This window comes from Variovorax sp. GW821-FHT10B04 (genome assembly GCF_059415645.1).
Map to the genome: position 1 here is coordinate 105,420 of NZ_JBWKNQ010000018.1, position 14,847 is coordinate 120,266.

Sequence of the window (14,847 nt, forward strand, 5' to 3'; positions counted from 1 at the left end):
CCGTCGAAATGAGCGCCTGGCAACCCTTGCTGCGCCGCGTGGCCGAGAAGGACCGCGAAGCCGTGGCCTTCACGATCGACGGCCAGCCCGCACGGGCGCTGGCGGGCGACACCGTGCTGACGGCCGTGCTCACGCAGTGCGGGCAACTGCGCCGCAACGAGTTCAGCGATGCGCCGCGTGCCGGCTTCTGCCTGATGGGCGCCTGCCAGGATTGCTGGATCGCGACGGAGGACGGCGCCCGCCTGCGTGCCTGCTCGACCTTCATCGCGCCGGGCATGGCGCTGCGCACGGGGAGCGCGGCATGACATCGGCCGCCGCGTTGCAACCGGTGATCGTCGGCGCCGGCCCGGCCGGCGTGCGCGCGGCGCAGACGCTGGTCGCGCACGGCGCGCGGCCGGTGCTGATCGACGAGGCTGCGCGCGCCGGCGGGCAGATCTACCGCCGTCCGCCCGCGCACTTCCAGCGTGCGCCGGCCGTGCTCTACGGCACCGAGGCTGCGCGTGCCACCTCGGTTCATGCGGCCTTCGACAGCCTGCGCGCGCAGATCGACTACCGGCCCGACAGCCTCGTATGGAACGTGCAGGACGCGCGGCTCGACGTGCTGCATGCGCCGTCGCAGACCACGCGCACCGTGCCCTATGGGCAATTGATCGTGGCGACCGGCGCGACCGACCGCGTGCTGCCGGTGCCCGGCTGGACGCTGCCCGGCGTCTACACGCTGGGCGGCGCGCAGGTCGCGCTCAAGTTCCAGGGCTGCGCCATCGGCGAGCGCGTGGTGTTCATGGGCAGCGGCCCGCTGCTGTACCTGGTGGCGTACCAGTATGCGAAGGCGGGCGCGCAGGTGGCGGCGGTGCTCGACACCGCCCGGCTGGCCGACCAGGTCGCCGCCATGCCCGCGATGCTCACGCAGCCGTCCGTGTTCGCGAAGGGCGTGTACTACGTGGCGTGGCTGCGTGCGCATGGCGTGGCGCTGCACAGCGGCGTGACGCCGGTGCGCGTCGAAGGCGATGCGCGCGTGCGCGGCGTGGTGTTCATGCAGGGCGGGCGCGAGCGGACGCTGGCCTGCGATGCCGTCGGCTTCGGCCATGCGCTGCGCTCCGAGACGCAGCTCGCCGATCTGCTCGGCTGCGGTTTCGCCTATGCGCCGATGCAACGCGCCCATCTGCCGGTGCGCGATGCGCGCGGCCGAAGCAGCGTGGCCGGCGTCTACCTCGCGGGCGATGGCGCCGGGATCATGGGCGCCGATGCGGCCGAATGGGCCGGCGAACTCGCGGCGCTGACGCTGCTGGCCGATGCGGGCATCGCGCTGGATGCGGCGCGCGTGGCCCGTGCGGCAGCGCTGGAAGCTCGGCTCGATCGCCTGACGACCTTCCGGCGCGGCCTCGAGCGCGCCTTTCCGTTTCCGAGCGGCTGGGCCGCGCGGGCGCCTGACGACCTGGTGGTCTGCCGCTGCGAGAACGTCACGGCCGGCACCTTGCGCGAGACCGTGCGCGCCACCGGCACCGACGAGCTGAACCGCCTCAAGGCGCTGACGCGCGTCGGCATGGGACGCTGCCAGGGTCGCATGTGCGGCGTCGCGGCGGCCGAGATCCTGGCGCATGCGAGCGGTCGGCCGATCGACGCGGTCGGCCGGTTGCGCGGCCAGGCACCGATCAAGCCGATCCCGATCCATCTCGTGCATGCCGCGGACGTCGCCGCAGGCACATCGGCGGACGAAAGGACGGACGCATGACGCGGCGCATCGACACCGACGTGGCGATCGTCGGCGGCGGCATCGTCGGCAGCTCGGCCGCGCTGGCGCTGCGCCGCATGGGCCTGCGCGTGGTGCTGCTGGAGCGCGACCTGTGCGGCTCGCGCTCCAGCGGCGTCAACTACGGCGGCGTGCGGCGCCAGGGCCGGCCGATGAGCCAGCTGCCGCTGGCGCAGCGCGCGCACGGCATCTGGGGGAGCCTGGCGGAACGGATCGGCACCGACGGCGAATACCTGCGATCCGGCCACTTCAAGATTGCCCGCAGCGAGGCCGACCTGGCCGCGCTCGAACGCTACCGCGACATGGCGCGCGACTTCGATCTGGGCATCGACATCCTCTCCGGCGCGCGCCTGCGCGAGCGCTGTCCATGGCTCGGCGGCAAGGCGGTCGGCGGCTCGCTGTGCATGGAAGACGGCCAGGCCAATCCGCGGCTCGTGTCGCCGGCCTTCGCGCAGGCCGCGCGGCGTGCGGGCGCGGAGATCCACGAGCGAACGCGGGTCGAGGCGATCGCGCACGACGGCACGCTGTTCCATCTGCGCGCGGGCCATGCGGTCGATGGGCTCGACGTGCAGGCGCCGGTGCTGCTCAACTGCGCGGGCGCCTGGGCCAACGCCATCGCCGGCCAGTTCGGCGAGGCGGTGCCGATGCATTCCGGCCATCCGGCGATGGCGGTGACCGAGCCCGTGCCCTTCTTCATGGATTGGAGCCTGGGCGTCGAAGGCGGCGGCGTGTACTGCCGCCAGGTGGCACGCGGCAACCTGGTGCTCGGCGGCGGCCCCGGGCGTGCGATCGACGCCGACCGGGCGCGCTCCGACCGCGCCTCGCTGGCGGCGCTGGCCACCCAGGCGATCGAACTGCTGCCGGTGCTGCGCCATGCGCATTTCATCCGCACCTGGAGCGGCACCGAGGGCTACCTGCCCGACCGTCAACCGGTGATCGGCCCGAGCCGCACGACGCCCGGCCTGTTCCATGGTTTCGGTTTTGCCGGCGCCGGCTTCCAGGTCGGCCCGGCCGTCGGCGAGGTGCTGGCCGAGCTGGTGCGCGATGGCCGGAGCAGCACGCCGATCGACGCCTTCTCCATCCAGCGCTTCACGAACGCCGAGGCGGCCGAAGCCGATGCGTCGGTCCCGGCGCACTGAATTCCGTTCCCTGTTCCACCGCACCCTTCCACCGTCCTTCACATCCCCACCCGAAAGGAAAAGCCATGTCACTTTCCCCTCAGTCCAGCGCCCTGCGCCGCGCATTCCTCACCGTGGCGGCCGCCGCCAGCCTGGCCGCCGGCGGCACGGCCGGCGCCCAGACCAAGACGCTCTACATCGGCATGAACGGCGGGACCATGGAGAAGGCGTACACGCAGTACGTGTTCCCGGCCTTCGAGAAGCTCTATGGCGCGAAGGTGGTCGTGGTGCCCGGCACGTCGTCGGACATCCTGGCCAAGGCGCAGGCCAACAAGGACCGGCCGCAGATGCACGTGATGTTTCTCGACGACGGCGTGATGGTCCGCGCGATCGGTCTGGGCCTGTGCGAGAAGCAGCGGCCGAGCGAGGCGTTGAGCCAGATCTACCCGGCCGCGCGCTTCAAGGGCGACATGGCCAGCGGCGTGAGCCTGGGCGTGACGGGACTGGCCTACAACGCCAAGATGTTCAAGGAAAAGGGCTGGGCAGCGCCGACCTCGTGGATGGACCTGGCCGACCCGAAGTTCAAGGGCAAGGTGGTGTTCCAGTCGGCGTCGGCCTCGTCCTTCGGGTTGCACGGCTTCCTGATGTTCAACCGCATCCAGGGCGGCAACGACAAGAACGTCGAGCCGGGCTTCAAGGCCTGGCCGACCACGATCGGCCCGAACGTGCTGGAGTACATCCCGAGCTCGGCCAAGATTTCAGAGATGGTCCAGACCGGCGAGGCCGCGATCTTTCCGCTGACGCCGACGGCGGTGGCGGCGCTGAAGGTCAAGGGCATCCCGGTGGAATATGCGAACCCGAAGGAGGGTTCGGTGGTGTTGATGGTCGGCCAGTGCGTGATCGCCAACAACAGCGAGCCCGAACTCGCCCAGAAGCTCGCCGAGTTCCTGCTGACGCCGCTGGCGCAGGCCAACGTGCTGCAGTTCAGCAGCCAGATCCCGACCAACCCCAAGGCACCGGCCACGGGTGACGGCGCGACGCAGGTGGCGGCGATCAGCGGCTACATGAAGACCGCGATCACCGTGGACTGGGAGAGCGTGAACGCGAACCGGCCGGCCTGGAATGCGCGATGGAACAAGACGATCGAGCGCTGAGGTTCTTGGGGGCGATGCGTATTGTTGTGTGATGCGTGGCCGTGTGCGGCGCGCGGTCGTTGTTGGACGTTGGGAGGGCGCGCCCGGCATGCGGTGCAGCCCAGGCGACCCGCTGTACCGGCCCTTCGGGCTGCCCTGCGGTGCTCGTCTTCCGCGGGGTCCCGCCCAAACTCGCTCCGGCTTCGCCTGCACTCAGACAAGGGCGAGCCCTGATCCGCGGAAGGCTCCGCTCCTCGGCGGTACAGAAGGGAATCGCCTGGACTGCACCGCATACCGGACGCTTGAGGGTGTTCGACGGGCGCGTGCACCGCGACGAAAGTCTGGAGCGTGCAACGCCCCGCGCACCGTACTCAAAAGCCCTCCAGTGCGTCGACGTCCGATGACGTGCTCGCAAGCAAGCAGCGCTCGGGTCAGTCCCCGCCCAGCATCCACCCCGCCGCCTTCTCCGCCAGCATCAGCGTCGGGCTGTTCGTGTTGCCGCTGGTGATGGTTGGCATTGCGCCGGCGTCGATCACGCGCAGGCCGGCGATCAGGCCGCCCTTGCCGTCGCGCACGCGCAGGTGCGAGTCCAGCACGGCCATCGGGTCGTTGTCGGCGCCCATCTTCGTGGTGCCGACCGGATGGAAGATGGTGGTCGCGATGTCGCCGGCCAGCCGCGCCAGCTCTTCGTCGGTCTGGTATTGCACGCCCGGCTTCCATTCCTGGGGCTTGTACCTGGCCAGCGCCGGCTGCGCGACGATGCGGCGCGTCACGCGCAGCGAGTCGGCCGCCACCTTGCGGTCTTCATCGGTGCTCAGGTAGTTGGGCGCGATGGCCGGTGCATCGCCGTGGCGCGGGCTGCGGATGCGCACGGTGCCGCGGCTGGTCGGATTCAGGTTGCACACGCTCGCGGTGAAGGCCGGGAACGCATGCAGCGGGTCGCCGAAGGCGTCGAGCGACAAAGGCTGCACGTGGTATTCGAGGTTCGGCCATTCATGTTCCGGCGAACTGCGCGTGAACGCGCCGAGCTGCGACGGCGCCATGCTCATCGGGCCGCTGCGCTTCAACGCGTATTCGAGGCCGATCTTCGCCTTGCCGAACATCGACGAGGCCAGCACATTGAGCGTCGGCGCACCCTCGATCTTGAACACCGCGCGGATCTGCAGATGGTCCTGCAGATTGGCGCCGACGCCGGGCAAGTCGGCAACCACCGGAATGCCGTGCTGGCGCAGCAGCTCGGCCGGACCGACGCCCGAGAGCTGGAGGATCTGCGGCGAGTTGATGGCCCCGGCGCACAGCGCGACTTCCTGCGTCGCGCGGGCGTGGATCAGCTCGGTGCCGTTCCAGACTTCGGCGCCGGTGCAGCGCTGGCTGCCATCGGGCTGCTTCTCGAAGAGCAGGCGAGTGACCTGCGCGTTCGTCCACATCTCGAAGTTCGGCCGGCCGTAGCAGGTCGGCCGCAGGAAGGCCTTGGCGGTGTTCCAGCGCCAGCCGTTCTTCTGGTTGACCTGGAAGTAGCCGACACCTTCGTTGCTGCCGCGGTTGAAGTCGGTGGAATGCGGGATGCCGGCTTCCTGCGCGGCCAGCGCGAAGGCGTCGAGGATGTCCCAGCGCAGCCGTTGCTTCTCGACGCGCCATTCGCCACCCGCGCCGTGCATCTCGTCGGCGCCGAGGTAGTGGTCTTCGTGCTTCTTGAAGGCCGGCAGCACGTTGTTCCAGCGCCAGCTGTCGTCGCCGGTGAGCTGCGCCCACTGGTCGTAGTCGCGCGACTGGCCGCGCATGTAGATCATGCCGTTGATGCTCGACGAGCCGCCCAGCGTCTTGCCGCGCGGATAGCGCAGCGTGCGGCCGTTGAGTCCGGGGTCGGGCTCGGTGCTGTAGAGCCAGTCGGTGCGCGGGTTGCCGATGCAGTAGAGATAGCCGACCGGAATGTGGATCCAGTGGTAGTCGTCGCGGCGGCCGGCCTCGATCAGCAGCGTGCGCTTCTGCGACTGCTGCGTGAGCCGGTTGCACATCAGCGCGCCGGCCGTGCCGCCGCCGATGACGATGTAGTCGAATTGGGTTTCGTTGTCTTTGTCGCTCTTGCTCACGCGTTGTCTCCAGTCTTTTTATTCTCTACTGCCTTCGATTCGAGGCATAGCTCTTGCCAGGGCTCCCACGGAACCGGCTTCGCCGGGCCGTAGGGAGCGCCCCCTCGAGGGGGGATGCGAGCGACACGCAGTGCGCGAGAGTCGGGGGTGGGCCTATTTAGCGGTGGGCATCACGAACTCGGCACCCTTGCCGATGCTCTCGGGCCAGCGCTGCATGATCGACTTCTGCTTCGTGTAGAAGCGCACGCCTTCCTCGCCGTAGGCATGCATGTCGCCGAACAGCGAGCGCTTCCAGCCGCCGAAGCCGTGCCAGGCCATCGGCACCGGGATCGGCACGTTGATGCCGACCATGCCGACCTGGATGCGGCGGCCGAATTCGCGCGCCACGTTGCCGTCACGCGTGAAGCAGCTCACGCCGTTGCCGAATTCGTGGGCGTTGATCAGGTCGACCGCTTCCTTCAGGTCGGCCACGCGCACGCAGCCCAGCACCGGGCCGAAGATCTCTTCCTTGTAGATGCGCATCTCGGGCGTGACGTTGTCGAACAGCGTGCCACCCATCCAGAAGCCGTCGTCGCAGCCAGCGCCTGCCTTGGCGCCGTCGAACTGGCGGCCGTCGACCAGCAGCGTCGCGCCTTCCTTCACGCCCAGGTCGATGTAGCCGGTGATGCGTTCATGCGCGGCGCGCGTGACGATCGGGCCCATTTCGGCCGCGAGGTTCTCGCCGTCGAGCACCTGCAGCGTCTTGGTGCGTTCCACCAGCTTCGGCAGCAGCTTGTCGGCCACGTCGCCGACCAGCACCGCGACCGAGATCGCCATGCAGCGTTCGCCGGCCGAGCCGTAGCCCGCGCCGATCAGCGCGTCGACCGCCTGGTCGATGTCGGCGTCGGGCATCACCACCATGTGGTTCTTGGCGCCGCCCAGGGCCTGCACGCGCTTGCCGTGGTGGGCGCCGGTTTCGTAGATGTAGTTGGCGATCGGCGTGGAGCCGACGAAGCTGATGGCCTTCACGTCCGGGTGTTCGAGCAGCGCGTCGACCGCGACCTTGTCGCCCTGCACCACGTTGAACACGCCGTCGGGCAGGCCGGCTTCCTTCAGCAGCTCGGCCATGCGCAGCGAAGCACTCGGGTCGGTCGGGCTCGGCTTCAGCACAAAGGTGTTGCCCGCGGCGATCGCCACCGGGAACATCCACATCGGCACCATCACCGGGAAGTTGAAGGGCGTGATGCCCGCGACCACGCCGAGCGGCTGGCGCAGCGTCCAGTTGTCGATGCCGGTGGAGACCTGTTCGGTGTAGTCGCCCTTCAGCAGCTGCGGAATGCCGCAGGCGAATTCGACGATGTCGATGCCGCGGCTGACTTCGCCCTGCGCATCGGTGAACACCTTGCCGTGCTCGGCGGTGATCAGGTGGGCCAGCTCGTCCTTGTGCAGGTTCAGCAGCTCCAGGAACTTGAACATCACCCGGGCGCGGCGCAGCGGCGGCGTGTCGGCCCACTTCGGGAAGGCGGCTTGGGCGGCGGCGACGGCGGCGCCGACTTCGGCCACGCTGGCCAGGCCGACCTGGCCGGTCACCTTGCCGGTGGCCGGGTTGGTCACGTCCTGCGTGCGGCCGGAGGTGTTGGCAACGGCGGCGCCGTTGACGTAGTGGCCGATGGTTGCCTGGGTGCTGGACATGGGCGGTCTTTCGCTGAGGGAATTGGAAGAAGAGGGAGCGCCGGCAGGGCCGGGGCGTGGGCGCAGTTTAGGCAGCCCGCGGCGCCGCGCCAAGCCATGAACGCTGAACTGATTGTTCGCCATGGTGAACAATGCATGGATGGAACACCAAAAGATCGAGGCGCTCTGGACCCATCTGCACTGGCTCACGGTGCTGAGCCAGCAGGGCAGCTACACCGCTGCGGCGCGGCGCCTGGGTGTGAGCAAGGCGGCGATGAGCCAGCGGGTGGCCGAGCTGGAGCGCGCGGCGGGCGTGGCGCTGGTGCAGCGCACCACGCGCAGCGTGCGGCTCACCGAGGCCGGGCAGCGGCTGGTGGAAGACATGCGTGGGCCGTTCGAGCAGATCGCGCACAGCTTTTCCGGCGTGCGCGACCTGGCCGGCGTGCCGCGCGGCCGGGTGCGGGTGACGGCGCCGGTCGCGCTGGCGCGCCAGCAGCTCGTGCCGCGTCTGGCGGATTTCCTGCGCGCCCATCCGGAAGTGCGTATCGAACTGGAGTTGTCGGACCGGCTGAGCTCGCTCGCCACCGAAGGCTTCGACCTGGCGATCCGCCACACCGCGGCGCCGCCCGACACCCATGTGGCCTGGACGCTGTGCGACACGCGCTCCGTGCTGGTGGCGAGCCGTGCCTACCTGCGGCGGCGCGGTGTGCCCGACACGCCGCATGCATTGGGCGAACACGACTGCCTGCATTACCCGCGTGCGCAGGACATGCCGGCCTGGCACTTCCAGGCGCGTGCCGAGCCGGACGCGCCGCGGCTCACGGTGCCGGTGTCGGGCCCGCTGGCCGCCAACAACAGCGAAGCGCTGCGCGACGCCGCGATCGCCGGCCTGGGCATCGCGCTGCTGCCCGACTTCAGCGCGCAGTCCGCACTGCAGGCCGGCAAGGTCGTCGAAGTGCTGCCCGACTGGCGGCCGGTCGGCGCGTTCGGCGAGCAGCTCTATGCGATCCGCCCCTACGCCACGCACGTGCCGCGTGCCGTCACCGCCTTCGTCGCCTGGCTGCGGGCCGAACTGGCGGGCGGTTTCGGCGTGTGAAGCGATGGGAGGCGAGGCCGCGCAGCCTGGCCTGGCCTGGTTCCTGCACGTCGATTGCGGCCGTCGGACGGTGCCGTCAATCGAGGGTATCGCCGCGGCATCGCCACACCCTGCGGTTAGGATCAAGTCCGCTTTTTCAGGCGAGCCGCCTCCGCACCCCATCCAGACCATGTCTCCCTCTGCGCCGACCCCTGCGCCCGATGCTTCGACTGCCTCCTCGCAGGTGGCGGCAGCCGCGTCTCCGCGCGTGGCGACGGGCCGTGGCGACGGGGCGGCCGCGGCGGTCGCCACAGGCCGCTGGACCGCGCTGGCGTTCAGCGCGCATCGCGACTGGAGGACGCTCGCGGACGACCTGCGACAGCGTCCCCACGCGCCGGGGATGGCCTGGGACCTGCGGCCGATCGAGCAGCTCGACCACATCGGCGCCCAGGTGCTGTGGAACCACTGGCAGCAGCAGTGGCCGGCGCAGCTCCAGATGGACCCGCAGCACAAGGCGGTGCTCGACCACGTCGCGAGGTACAGCTGCAGCCTGCCTGCGGAAACGTCGCCGACCTGGTCCGACCGGCTCAAGACCTTCGCGCACAACGGCCCGCGATCGCTGGAGGTGGCGCGTGACTTCCTGGCGCTGTTCGGCCAGCTGGTGCTCGACATCGGCAAGCTGATCCGTGCGCCGCACCGCGCACCGTGGCGCGATTTCTCGGGGCAGCTCTACCAGTTCGGCGCCACGGCACTGCCGATCACCGCGCTGGTCGGGCTGCTGATCGGCGTGGTGCTGGCCTACCTCACGTCGCAGCAACTGCGCCAGTACGGCGCCGAGACCTTCATCGTCAACATCCTCGGGCTGTCGCTGATCCGCGAGCTCGGGCCGGTGCTCGCGGCCGTGCTGATCGCCGGGCGTTCCGGCTCGGCCATCACGGCGCAGATCGGCGTGATGCGCGTCACCGAGGAGCTCGACGCCATGCGCGTGATGGGCATTCCGCACGGCTTCCGGCTCGTCATGCCGCGCGTGCTCGCGCTGGCGATCTCGATGCCGCTGATCAGCATGTGGACCTCGATGGCGGCGTTGCTCGGCGGCATGGTTGCGGCCGACATGGCGCTGGACATTTCGCCGGCGTACTTCATGTCCGCACTGCCGCGCGCGGTGCCGCTGTCGAACCTCTGGCTCGCGATGAGCAAGTCGGCCGTGTTCGGCATCCTGATCGCGCTGGTCGGCTGCTATTTCGGCATGAAGGTCAAGCCCAACACCGAGAGCCTCGGGCGCGGCACCACCGCCTCGGTCGTGACCTCGATCACCGTCGTGATCCTGGTCGACGCGCTGTTCGCGGTGCTCTTCAAGGGCGTGGGATTCCGATGATCGACGCACCGCCCGACGACGCACCCGTGGTGGTCGACATCCGCAAGCTGTGGACCGTGTTCCGCTCGCCGGAGGGCGAGCACGTGGTGCACAGCGACCTGGACCTCCGGATCCGGCGCGGCGAGGTGCTGTCGCTGGTCGGCGGCTCGGGCACCGGCAAGACCGTGCTGCTGCGCCAGATCCTGGGCCTTCAGCATCCGGACCGCGGCGAGGTCAGCGTGCTCGGCCATGCGCCCGGCGAGCTCAGCGCCAAGGCGGCGGCGCACGTCGGCATGCTGTTCCAGCACGGCGCGCTGTTCTCGGCCTTCAGCGTGCTCGACAACATCGCCTTCCCGCTGCGCGAACTCAAGCTGCTGCCGGATGCGCTGGTGCGCGACGCCGCGATGGTCAAGCTGCAGCTGGTCGGGCTCGGTCCGGAGCAGGCGAACAAGAGCCCGGCGGACCTGTCCGGCGGCATGATCAAGCGCGTGGCGCTGGCGCGCGCGCTGATCATGGACCCGCCGCTGCTGCTGCTCGACGAGCCGACCGCGGGGCTCGACCCCGAGGCGTCCGACAGTTTCTGCGACCTGCTGCGCGGGCTGCACCGCGAACTCGGCCTGACGGTGGTGATGGTCACGCACGATCTCGACACGCTGTTCGACCTGAGCACGCGCATCGCGGTGCTGGCCGATCGCAAGGTCATCGTGTCCGGCCGGCCGCGCGAGGTCATCGCCTTCGATCATCCGTTCATCCATGCCTACTTCCAGGGCGGCCGCGGCCAGCGCGCCATGGAAGCGCTGCACGAGCCGGCCGCGTCCCGCGCGGGCGGCCCTGCGGTCTGACCGCGCAAGAAAGAGGAATCCGATGGAAAACAAGTCCCATGCGATCGCCGCCGGCGCCTTCGTGCTCGGGCTGGTCGCCGCGCTGGTGGCGCTGGTGGTCTGGCTCACGCGCGATGACATCGTGCGCCACACCTACGAACTTTCCACGCGCGAAGCCGTCAGCGGGCTGCAGCCGCAGGCCATGGTCCGCTACCGCGGCATCGCGGTCGGCAAGGTCATGTCGATCGATTTCGATCCGAAGGTCAAGGGCAATGTGCGTGTGCGCATCTCGGTCGACGAGCGTGTGCCGCTCACGCAGTCGAGCTATGCGACGCTGAGCTACCAGGGCGTCACCGGCCTCGCCTTCATCGCGCTCGACGACAAGGGCGAGTCGCAGGTCGCGCTGGTGCCGAATGCCGACGACCCGCCGCGCATCCCGCTGCGCCAGTCGATGCTCGCGCAACTGCAGGACCGCGGCGAAGCGATCATCAAGCAGGTCGAGCAGGTCACCACGCGCGTCAACACGCTGCTCGACGACCGCAACCAGAAGCGCATCGCCGACGCGCTGGAGAACATCGCGCAGGCCGCGGCCAGCGCCAACCAGCTGACGCGCCAGATCGATGCCACCGTGAAGAACGGCCTGAATCCGGCGCTCGCCGCACTGCCGCCGCTGGTCGAGCGCACGCGCGACACGATGGGCTCGCTCAAGACCGCGGCGGGCGACGTCTCACGCGTGGCGAACAGCCTGAATGCGACCGCGACGCGGCTCAACGCACCCGATGGTCCGATGGACCGGCTCGGCGACGGCACCAAGGCGCTGTCGCAGGCCGTCGATTCGTTCAACAACGCGACGCTGCCGCGGCTCAACCGCGTGGCCGAGGACACGTCGCACGCGGTGCGCCGGCTTGGGCGCGCAGCCGATGGCATCAACGACAACCCGCAGTCGCTGCTGTTCGGCAACGGCGGCGTCGTGGCCGGGCCGGGCGAGCCCGGCTTCTCTGCACCGGCTGCTGGCGCGCCGGCTTCCCGTCCCTGAAGGCGATGACCATGAACACATCCTCGACATCCGTCTTGCGCACCACCCTGCTGACGCGGACCGGCCGTGGCGCCTCCGCCGGCGCGGCGCTGGTGGTGGCGTTGCTGTCGGCCGGCTGCGGCGCCTTGCCCGAACGGCCCGCACGTGCCGCGCTCTACGACTTCGGCCCGGGCCTGCCGACCACGCTGCCCGCGACGCCGGTGGCGGCCGCGCCGTCGTTGCCGGCCATCGCGCTCGCCGAGATCGACGCCAGCGCGCGGCTCGAAGGTACGCAACTGCTGTATCGGCTCGGCTATGCCGACGGCAACGAGTTGCGGCCTTACGGTCTGGCGCGGTGGAGCGTGGCACCGGTACAACTGGTGCACCAGCGCCTGCGCGATGCACTCGCCACCCGTCGCACGGTGCTCGGGCCGGAAGAGAGCGCGACGCTCGCGCGCTCGCAGGGCACGCGGCCGAACACGCTGCGGGTGTCGCTCGACGAATTCAGCCAGTACTTCGATGCGCCGGCGACGAGTGCCGGCCTGGTGCGCCTGCGCGCCACGCTGATCCAGAGCACGCCCGCCGGCGATCGCGTGATCGCGCAACGCAGCTTCACCGCACAGAAGCCGGCGGCGAGTGCGGACGCGGCGGGTGGCGTGAAGGCGTTGGCCGCAGCCACCGATGCCGTGGTGGCCGAGCTGGTCGGCTGGGTCGATCAGCAGCGCTGATCCGGCGACTCAACCCGAACGCGCCAGCGCCGGGAACAGCTTGCCAAGCCCGTCGGCCATCACCTCGACCGCCAGCGCGGCCAGGATCAGGCCCATCAGCCGCGTCATCACGTTGATGCCGGTCTTGCCCAGCACGCGGCCGATCGGCTCGGCCAGCGAGAAGGTGATGCCGGTCGCCAGGCCGATGATGGCGCCGTAGCCGACCAGCACCGCCAGCTCCCAGATGTGGCGCGTCTTCTCGGCATAGATGACCATCGTCGAGATGGTGGCCGGCCCGGTCAGCAGCGGAATGGTCAGCGGCACCACCGCGATCGACGCGCCGAGCGACGCCTTCACTTCGGTCGCGCGGATCTCCTCGCGGTTGGTCTTGGCCTCGGCCGGCTGGGCGTTCAGCATGTTGAGCGCGCTGATCAGCAGCAGCATGCCGCCGCCGACCTGGAAGCTCGCGATCGTGATGCCGAAGAAGGCCAGCACCTGCAGCCCGAGCAGCGCACTGATGGCGATCACGACGAAGGCGCTGAAGGCTGAAATCCACGCGGTGCGGCGCTGCTGGCGCTCGTTGTATTCCTGCGTGTAGTGGATGAAGAAGGGCACGATCGCCAATGGGTTCACGATGGCCAGCAGCGTGATCAATGGCTTGATCAGGTCCATGGTCGGGCTGGCCATCAGCGGCCCCCGGCAACGTCGAGCAATGCGCCGGTCGTGTAGGCCGCTTCGGCCGACAGCAGCCAGAGGATCGCGCCGGCGATTTCCTCGGCGGTACCGGTACGCTTCATCGGCACGCTGGGCGCCAGCGTGCGGGCGCGGTCGGGCATGCCGCCGGATGCATGGATCTCGGTCTCGATCAGGCCCGGCCGCACGGCGTTCACGCGAATGCCTTCATCGGCCACCTCCTTCGCAAGACCGAGCGTGAAGGTGTCGATCGCGCCCTTGCTGGCCGCGTAGTCGATGTACTGGCCGGGCGCGCCGAGCCGTGCCGCAGCGCTCGAGATGTTGACGATCGCGCCGCCGCTGCCGCCATGCCGCGTGCTCATGCGGCGCACCGCCTCGCGCGCGCAGACGAAGCTGCCGATCACGTTGATGCGGAACATGCGCTCGAGCCGTTCGACGCTCATTTCATCGACGCGCGCCTGCATGTCGACCACGCCGGCGTTGTTGACCAGCGCCGTGAGCCGGCCGAGCTTGGCATCGACCTTGTTGAACATCGCGATCAGCTGCGCCTCGTCGCCGACGTCGGCCTGCACGGTGATCGCCGTGCCGCCGGCGGCGCGGATCGTGCGCACCACCTCGTCGGCGGCCAGCGAGTGGGTGGCATAGTTCACGGCCACCGCATAGCCGCGTTGCGCCGCGAGCAAAGCCGTTGCGGCACCGATGCCGCGGCTGCCTCCGGTAATCAAGAGCACCTGGTCCAAGTCCCGCCTCCTGCACAAAAGCTGCGCGTCAGTTAAAAAACCTTCCCGGACCCGGATTACATCATCGAGGAGACGCCGTGCCACGCACCATCGACTACTACTTCACGCCGCAGAGCCCATGGACCTACCTGGGCCATGCGCGCTTTGCCGATGTCGCGGCGAAGGCGGGCGCGACCGTGCGCATCCGGCCGGTCGATTTCGGCGCGGTGTTTCCGGTCTCGGGCGGGCTGCCGTTGGGCAAGCGCGCACCGCAGCGCCAGGCCTATCGGCTGGTCGAACTGGTGCGTTTCTCGCGGCATCTCGGTCTGGCGCTGAATCCGAAGCCCAAGTTCTTTCCCGTCTCGGGCGACGATGCGGCGCGGCTCATCATCGCGGTCGACCATCACGATGGCACCGAAGCTGCGATGAAGCTCTGCGCCGCCGTGTTCTCGGCCGTCTGGGTTCAGGAGCGCAACATCGCCGATCCGAAGCTGCTGGACGCGTTGTTGGTGGAATGCGGCCTGCCGGCGAAGCGCATGGAGCAGTCGCTGAGCCAGGCCGTGCAGGAGCGCTACGAGGACAACACGCAGCAAGCCATCGATGCACAGGTGTTCGGTGCGCCGAGCTATGTCGTCGACGGCGAAATCTTCTGGGGGCAGGATCGTCTCGATTTCCTGGCCCGCGCACTTCAATCTTTTCCCTCTCACACACAAGGAGCATGA

General features: G+C 69.4%; 14 protein-coding genes. 10 read left to right on the plus strand and 4 right to left on the minus strand.

Annotated elements, in window-relative coordinates; translation table 11 throughout:
- Window positions 1-8 precede the first annotated feature (8 nt).
- The 4 genes from AC07PZ_RS30335 (at window position 9) to AC07PZ_RS30350 (ending at window position 4,022) form a co-directional block, all read left to right on the plus strand.
- The gene (locus AC07PZ_RS30335) at window positions 9-305 is read left to right on the plus strand and encodes a (2Fe-2S)-binding protein (protein ID WP_495298900.1); all 297 of its coding nucleotides are present in this window, start codon (window positions 9-11) and stop codon (window positions 303-305) included.
- On the plus strand, window positions 302-1,732 hold the full coding sequence (locus AC07PZ_RS30340; protein WP_495298901.1) for an FAD/NAD(P)-dependent oxidoreductase: 1,431 nt from the start codon (window positions 302-304) through the stop codon (window positions 1,730-1,732). Before AC07PZ_RS30335 ends, AC07PZ_RS30340 begins: the two co-directional genes overlap by 4 nt.
- Window positions 1,729-2,889, plus strand: a complete 1,161-nt coding sequence (locus tag AC07PZ_RS30345; protein ID WP_495298902.1) for an NAD(P)/FAD-dependent oxidoreductase — start codon at window positions 1,729-1,731, stop codon at window positions 2,887-2,889. Before AC07PZ_RS30340 ends, AC07PZ_RS30345 begins: the two co-directional genes overlap by 4 nt.
- 65 nt (window positions 2,890-2,954) lie before the next feature.
- Window positions 2,955-4,022 (plus strand): ABC transporter substrate-binding protein, encoded by a 1,068-nt coding sequence (locus AC07PZ_RS30350; RefSeq protein ID WP_495298903.1) that lies wholly within the window; start codon window positions 2,955-2,957, stop codon window positions 4,020-4,022.
- 410 nt (window positions 4,023-4,432) lie between these two features.
- Here AC07PZ_RS30350 and AC07PZ_RS30355 read toward each other — a convergent pair whose 3' ends face one another.
- Both AC07PZ_RS30355 and AC07PZ_RS30360 read right to left on the minus strand, forming a co-directional pair.
- Window positions 4,433-6,091, minus strand: a complete 1,659-nt coding sequence (locus AC07PZ_RS30355; protein WP_495298904.1) for a GMC family oxidoreductase — start codon at window positions 6,089-6,091, stop codon at window positions 4,433-4,435.
- Between the two features lie 153 nt (window positions 6,092-6,244).
- Window positions 6,245-7,762: a CoA-acylating methylmalonate-semialdehyde dehydrogenase gene (locus AC07PZ_RS30360; RefSeq protein ID WP_495298905.1), complete on the minus strand. Its 1,518-nt coding sequence runs from the start codon at window positions 7,760-7,762 to the stop codon at window positions 6,245-6,247.
- 139 nt (window positions 7,763-7,901) lie between these two features.
- Between AC07PZ_RS30360 and AC07PZ_RS30365 the strand changes: the two genes are divergently transcribed.
- From AC07PZ_RS30365 to AC07PZ_RS30385, 5 genes are all read left to right on the plus strand, one after another.
- Window positions 7,902-8,837, plus strand: coding sequence for a LysR family transcriptional regulator (locus tag AC07PZ_RS30365; protein ID WP_495298928.1), 936 nt, complete (start codon window positions 7,902-7,904; stop codon window positions 8,835-8,837).
- Between the two features lie 169 nt (window positions 8,838-9,006).
- Window positions 9,007-10,191, plus strand: a complete 1,185-nt coding sequence (locus AC07PZ_RS30370; protein WP_495298906.1) for an MlaE family ABC transporter permease — start codon at window positions 9,007-9,009, stop codon at window positions 10,189-10,191.
- A complete protein-coding gene (locus tag AC07PZ_RS30375; protein WP_495298907.1) occupies window positions 10,188-11,012 on the plus strand; it encodes an ABC transporter ATP-binding protein in 825 nt (274 codons plus the stop codon). Before AC07PZ_RS30370 ends, AC07PZ_RS30375 begins: the two co-directional genes overlap by 4 nt.
- 22 nt (window positions 11,013-11,034) lie before the next feature.
- Complete coding sequence (locus AC07PZ_RS30380; RefSeq protein ID WP_495298908.1) at window positions 11,035-12,027, plus strand: MlaD family protein; 993 nt, start codon at window positions 11,035-11,037, stop codon at window positions 12,025-12,027.
- An 11-nt stretch (window positions 12,028-12,038) separates the two neighbouring features.
- Window positions 12,039-12,734: an ABC-type transport auxiliary lipoprotein family protein gene (locus AC07PZ_RS30385; protein ID WP_495298909.1), complete on the plus strand. Its 696-nt coding sequence runs from the start codon at window positions 12,039-12,041 to the stop codon at window positions 12,732-12,734.
- A gap of 9 nt (window positions 12,735-12,743) precedes the next feature.
- Here AC07PZ_RS30385 and AC07PZ_RS30390 read toward each other — a convergent pair whose 3' ends face one another.
- Window positions 12,744-13,400 (minus strand): MarC family protein, encoded by a 657-nt coding sequence (locus tag AC07PZ_RS30390; RefSeq protein WP_495298910.1) that lies wholly within the window; start codon window positions 13,398-13,400, stop codon window positions 12,744-12,746.
- Complete coding sequence (locus AC07PZ_RS30395; RefSeq protein ID WP_495298911.1) at window positions 13,400-14,146, minus strand: SDR family oxidoreductase; 747 nt, start codon at window positions 14,144-14,146, stop codon at window positions 13,400-13,402. Before AC07PZ_RS30395 ends, AC07PZ_RS30390 begins: the two co-directional genes overlap by 1 nt.
- A 77-nt stretch (window positions 14,147-14,223) precedes the next feature.
- Between AC07PZ_RS30395 and AC07PZ_RS30400 the strand changes: the two genes are divergently transcribed.
- Window positions 14,224-14,847 (plus strand): 2-hydroxychromene-2-carboxylate isomerase, encoded by a 624-nt coding sequence (locus AC07PZ_RS30400; RefSeq protein ID WP_495298912.1) that lies wholly within the window; start codon window positions 14,224-14,226, stop codon window positions 14,845-14,847.

Excerpts from the sequence above, each read along its gene's own strand:
- AC07PZ_RS30335 (WP_495298900.1), top strand. The coding sequence starts at position 9 with ATGAGCGCCTGGCAACCCTTGCTGCGCCGCGTGGCCGAGAAGGACCGC.
- AC07PZ_RS30340 (WP_495298901.1), top strand. The coding sequence starts at position 302 with ATGACATCGGCCGCCGCGTTGCAACCGGTGATCGTCGGCGCCGGCCCG.
- AC07PZ_RS30345 (WP_495298902.1), top strand. The coding sequence starts at position 1,729 with ATGACGCGGCGCATCGACACCGACGTGGCGATCGTCGGCGGCGGCATC.
- AC07PZ_RS30350 (WP_495298903.1), top strand. The coding sequence starts at position 2,955 with ATGTCACTTTCCCCTCAGTCCAGCGCCCTGCGCCGCGCATTCCTCACC.
- AC07PZ_RS30360 (WP_495298905.1), bottom strand. The coding sequence starts at position 7,762 with ATGTCCAGCACCCAGGCAACCATCGGCCACTACGTCAACGGCGCCGCC.
- AC07PZ_RS30365 (WP_495298928.1), top strand. The coding sequence starts at position 7,902 with ATGGAACACCAAAAGATCGAGGCGCTCTGGACCCATCTGCACTGGCTC.
- AC07PZ_RS30370 (WP_495298906.1), top strand. The coding sequence starts at position 9,007 with ATGTCTCCCTCTGCGCCGACCCCTGCGCCCGATGCTTCGACTGCCTCC.
- AC07PZ_RS30375 (WP_495298907.1), top strand. The coding sequence starts at position 10,188 with ATGATCGACGCACCGCCCGACGACGCACCCGTGGTGGTCGACATCCGC.
- AC07PZ_RS30380 (WP_495298908.1), top strand. The coding sequence starts at position 11,035 with ATGGAAAACAAGTCCCATGCGATCGCCGCCGGCGCCTTCGTGCTCGGG.
- AC07PZ_RS30385 (WP_495298909.1), top strand. The coding sequence starts at position 12,039 with ATGAACACATCCTCGACATCCGTCTTGCGCACCACCCTGCTGACGCGG.
- AC07PZ_RS30390 (WP_495298910.1), bottom strand. The coding sequence starts at position 13,400 with ATGGCCAGCCCGACCATGGACCTGATCAAGCCATTGATCACGCTGCTG.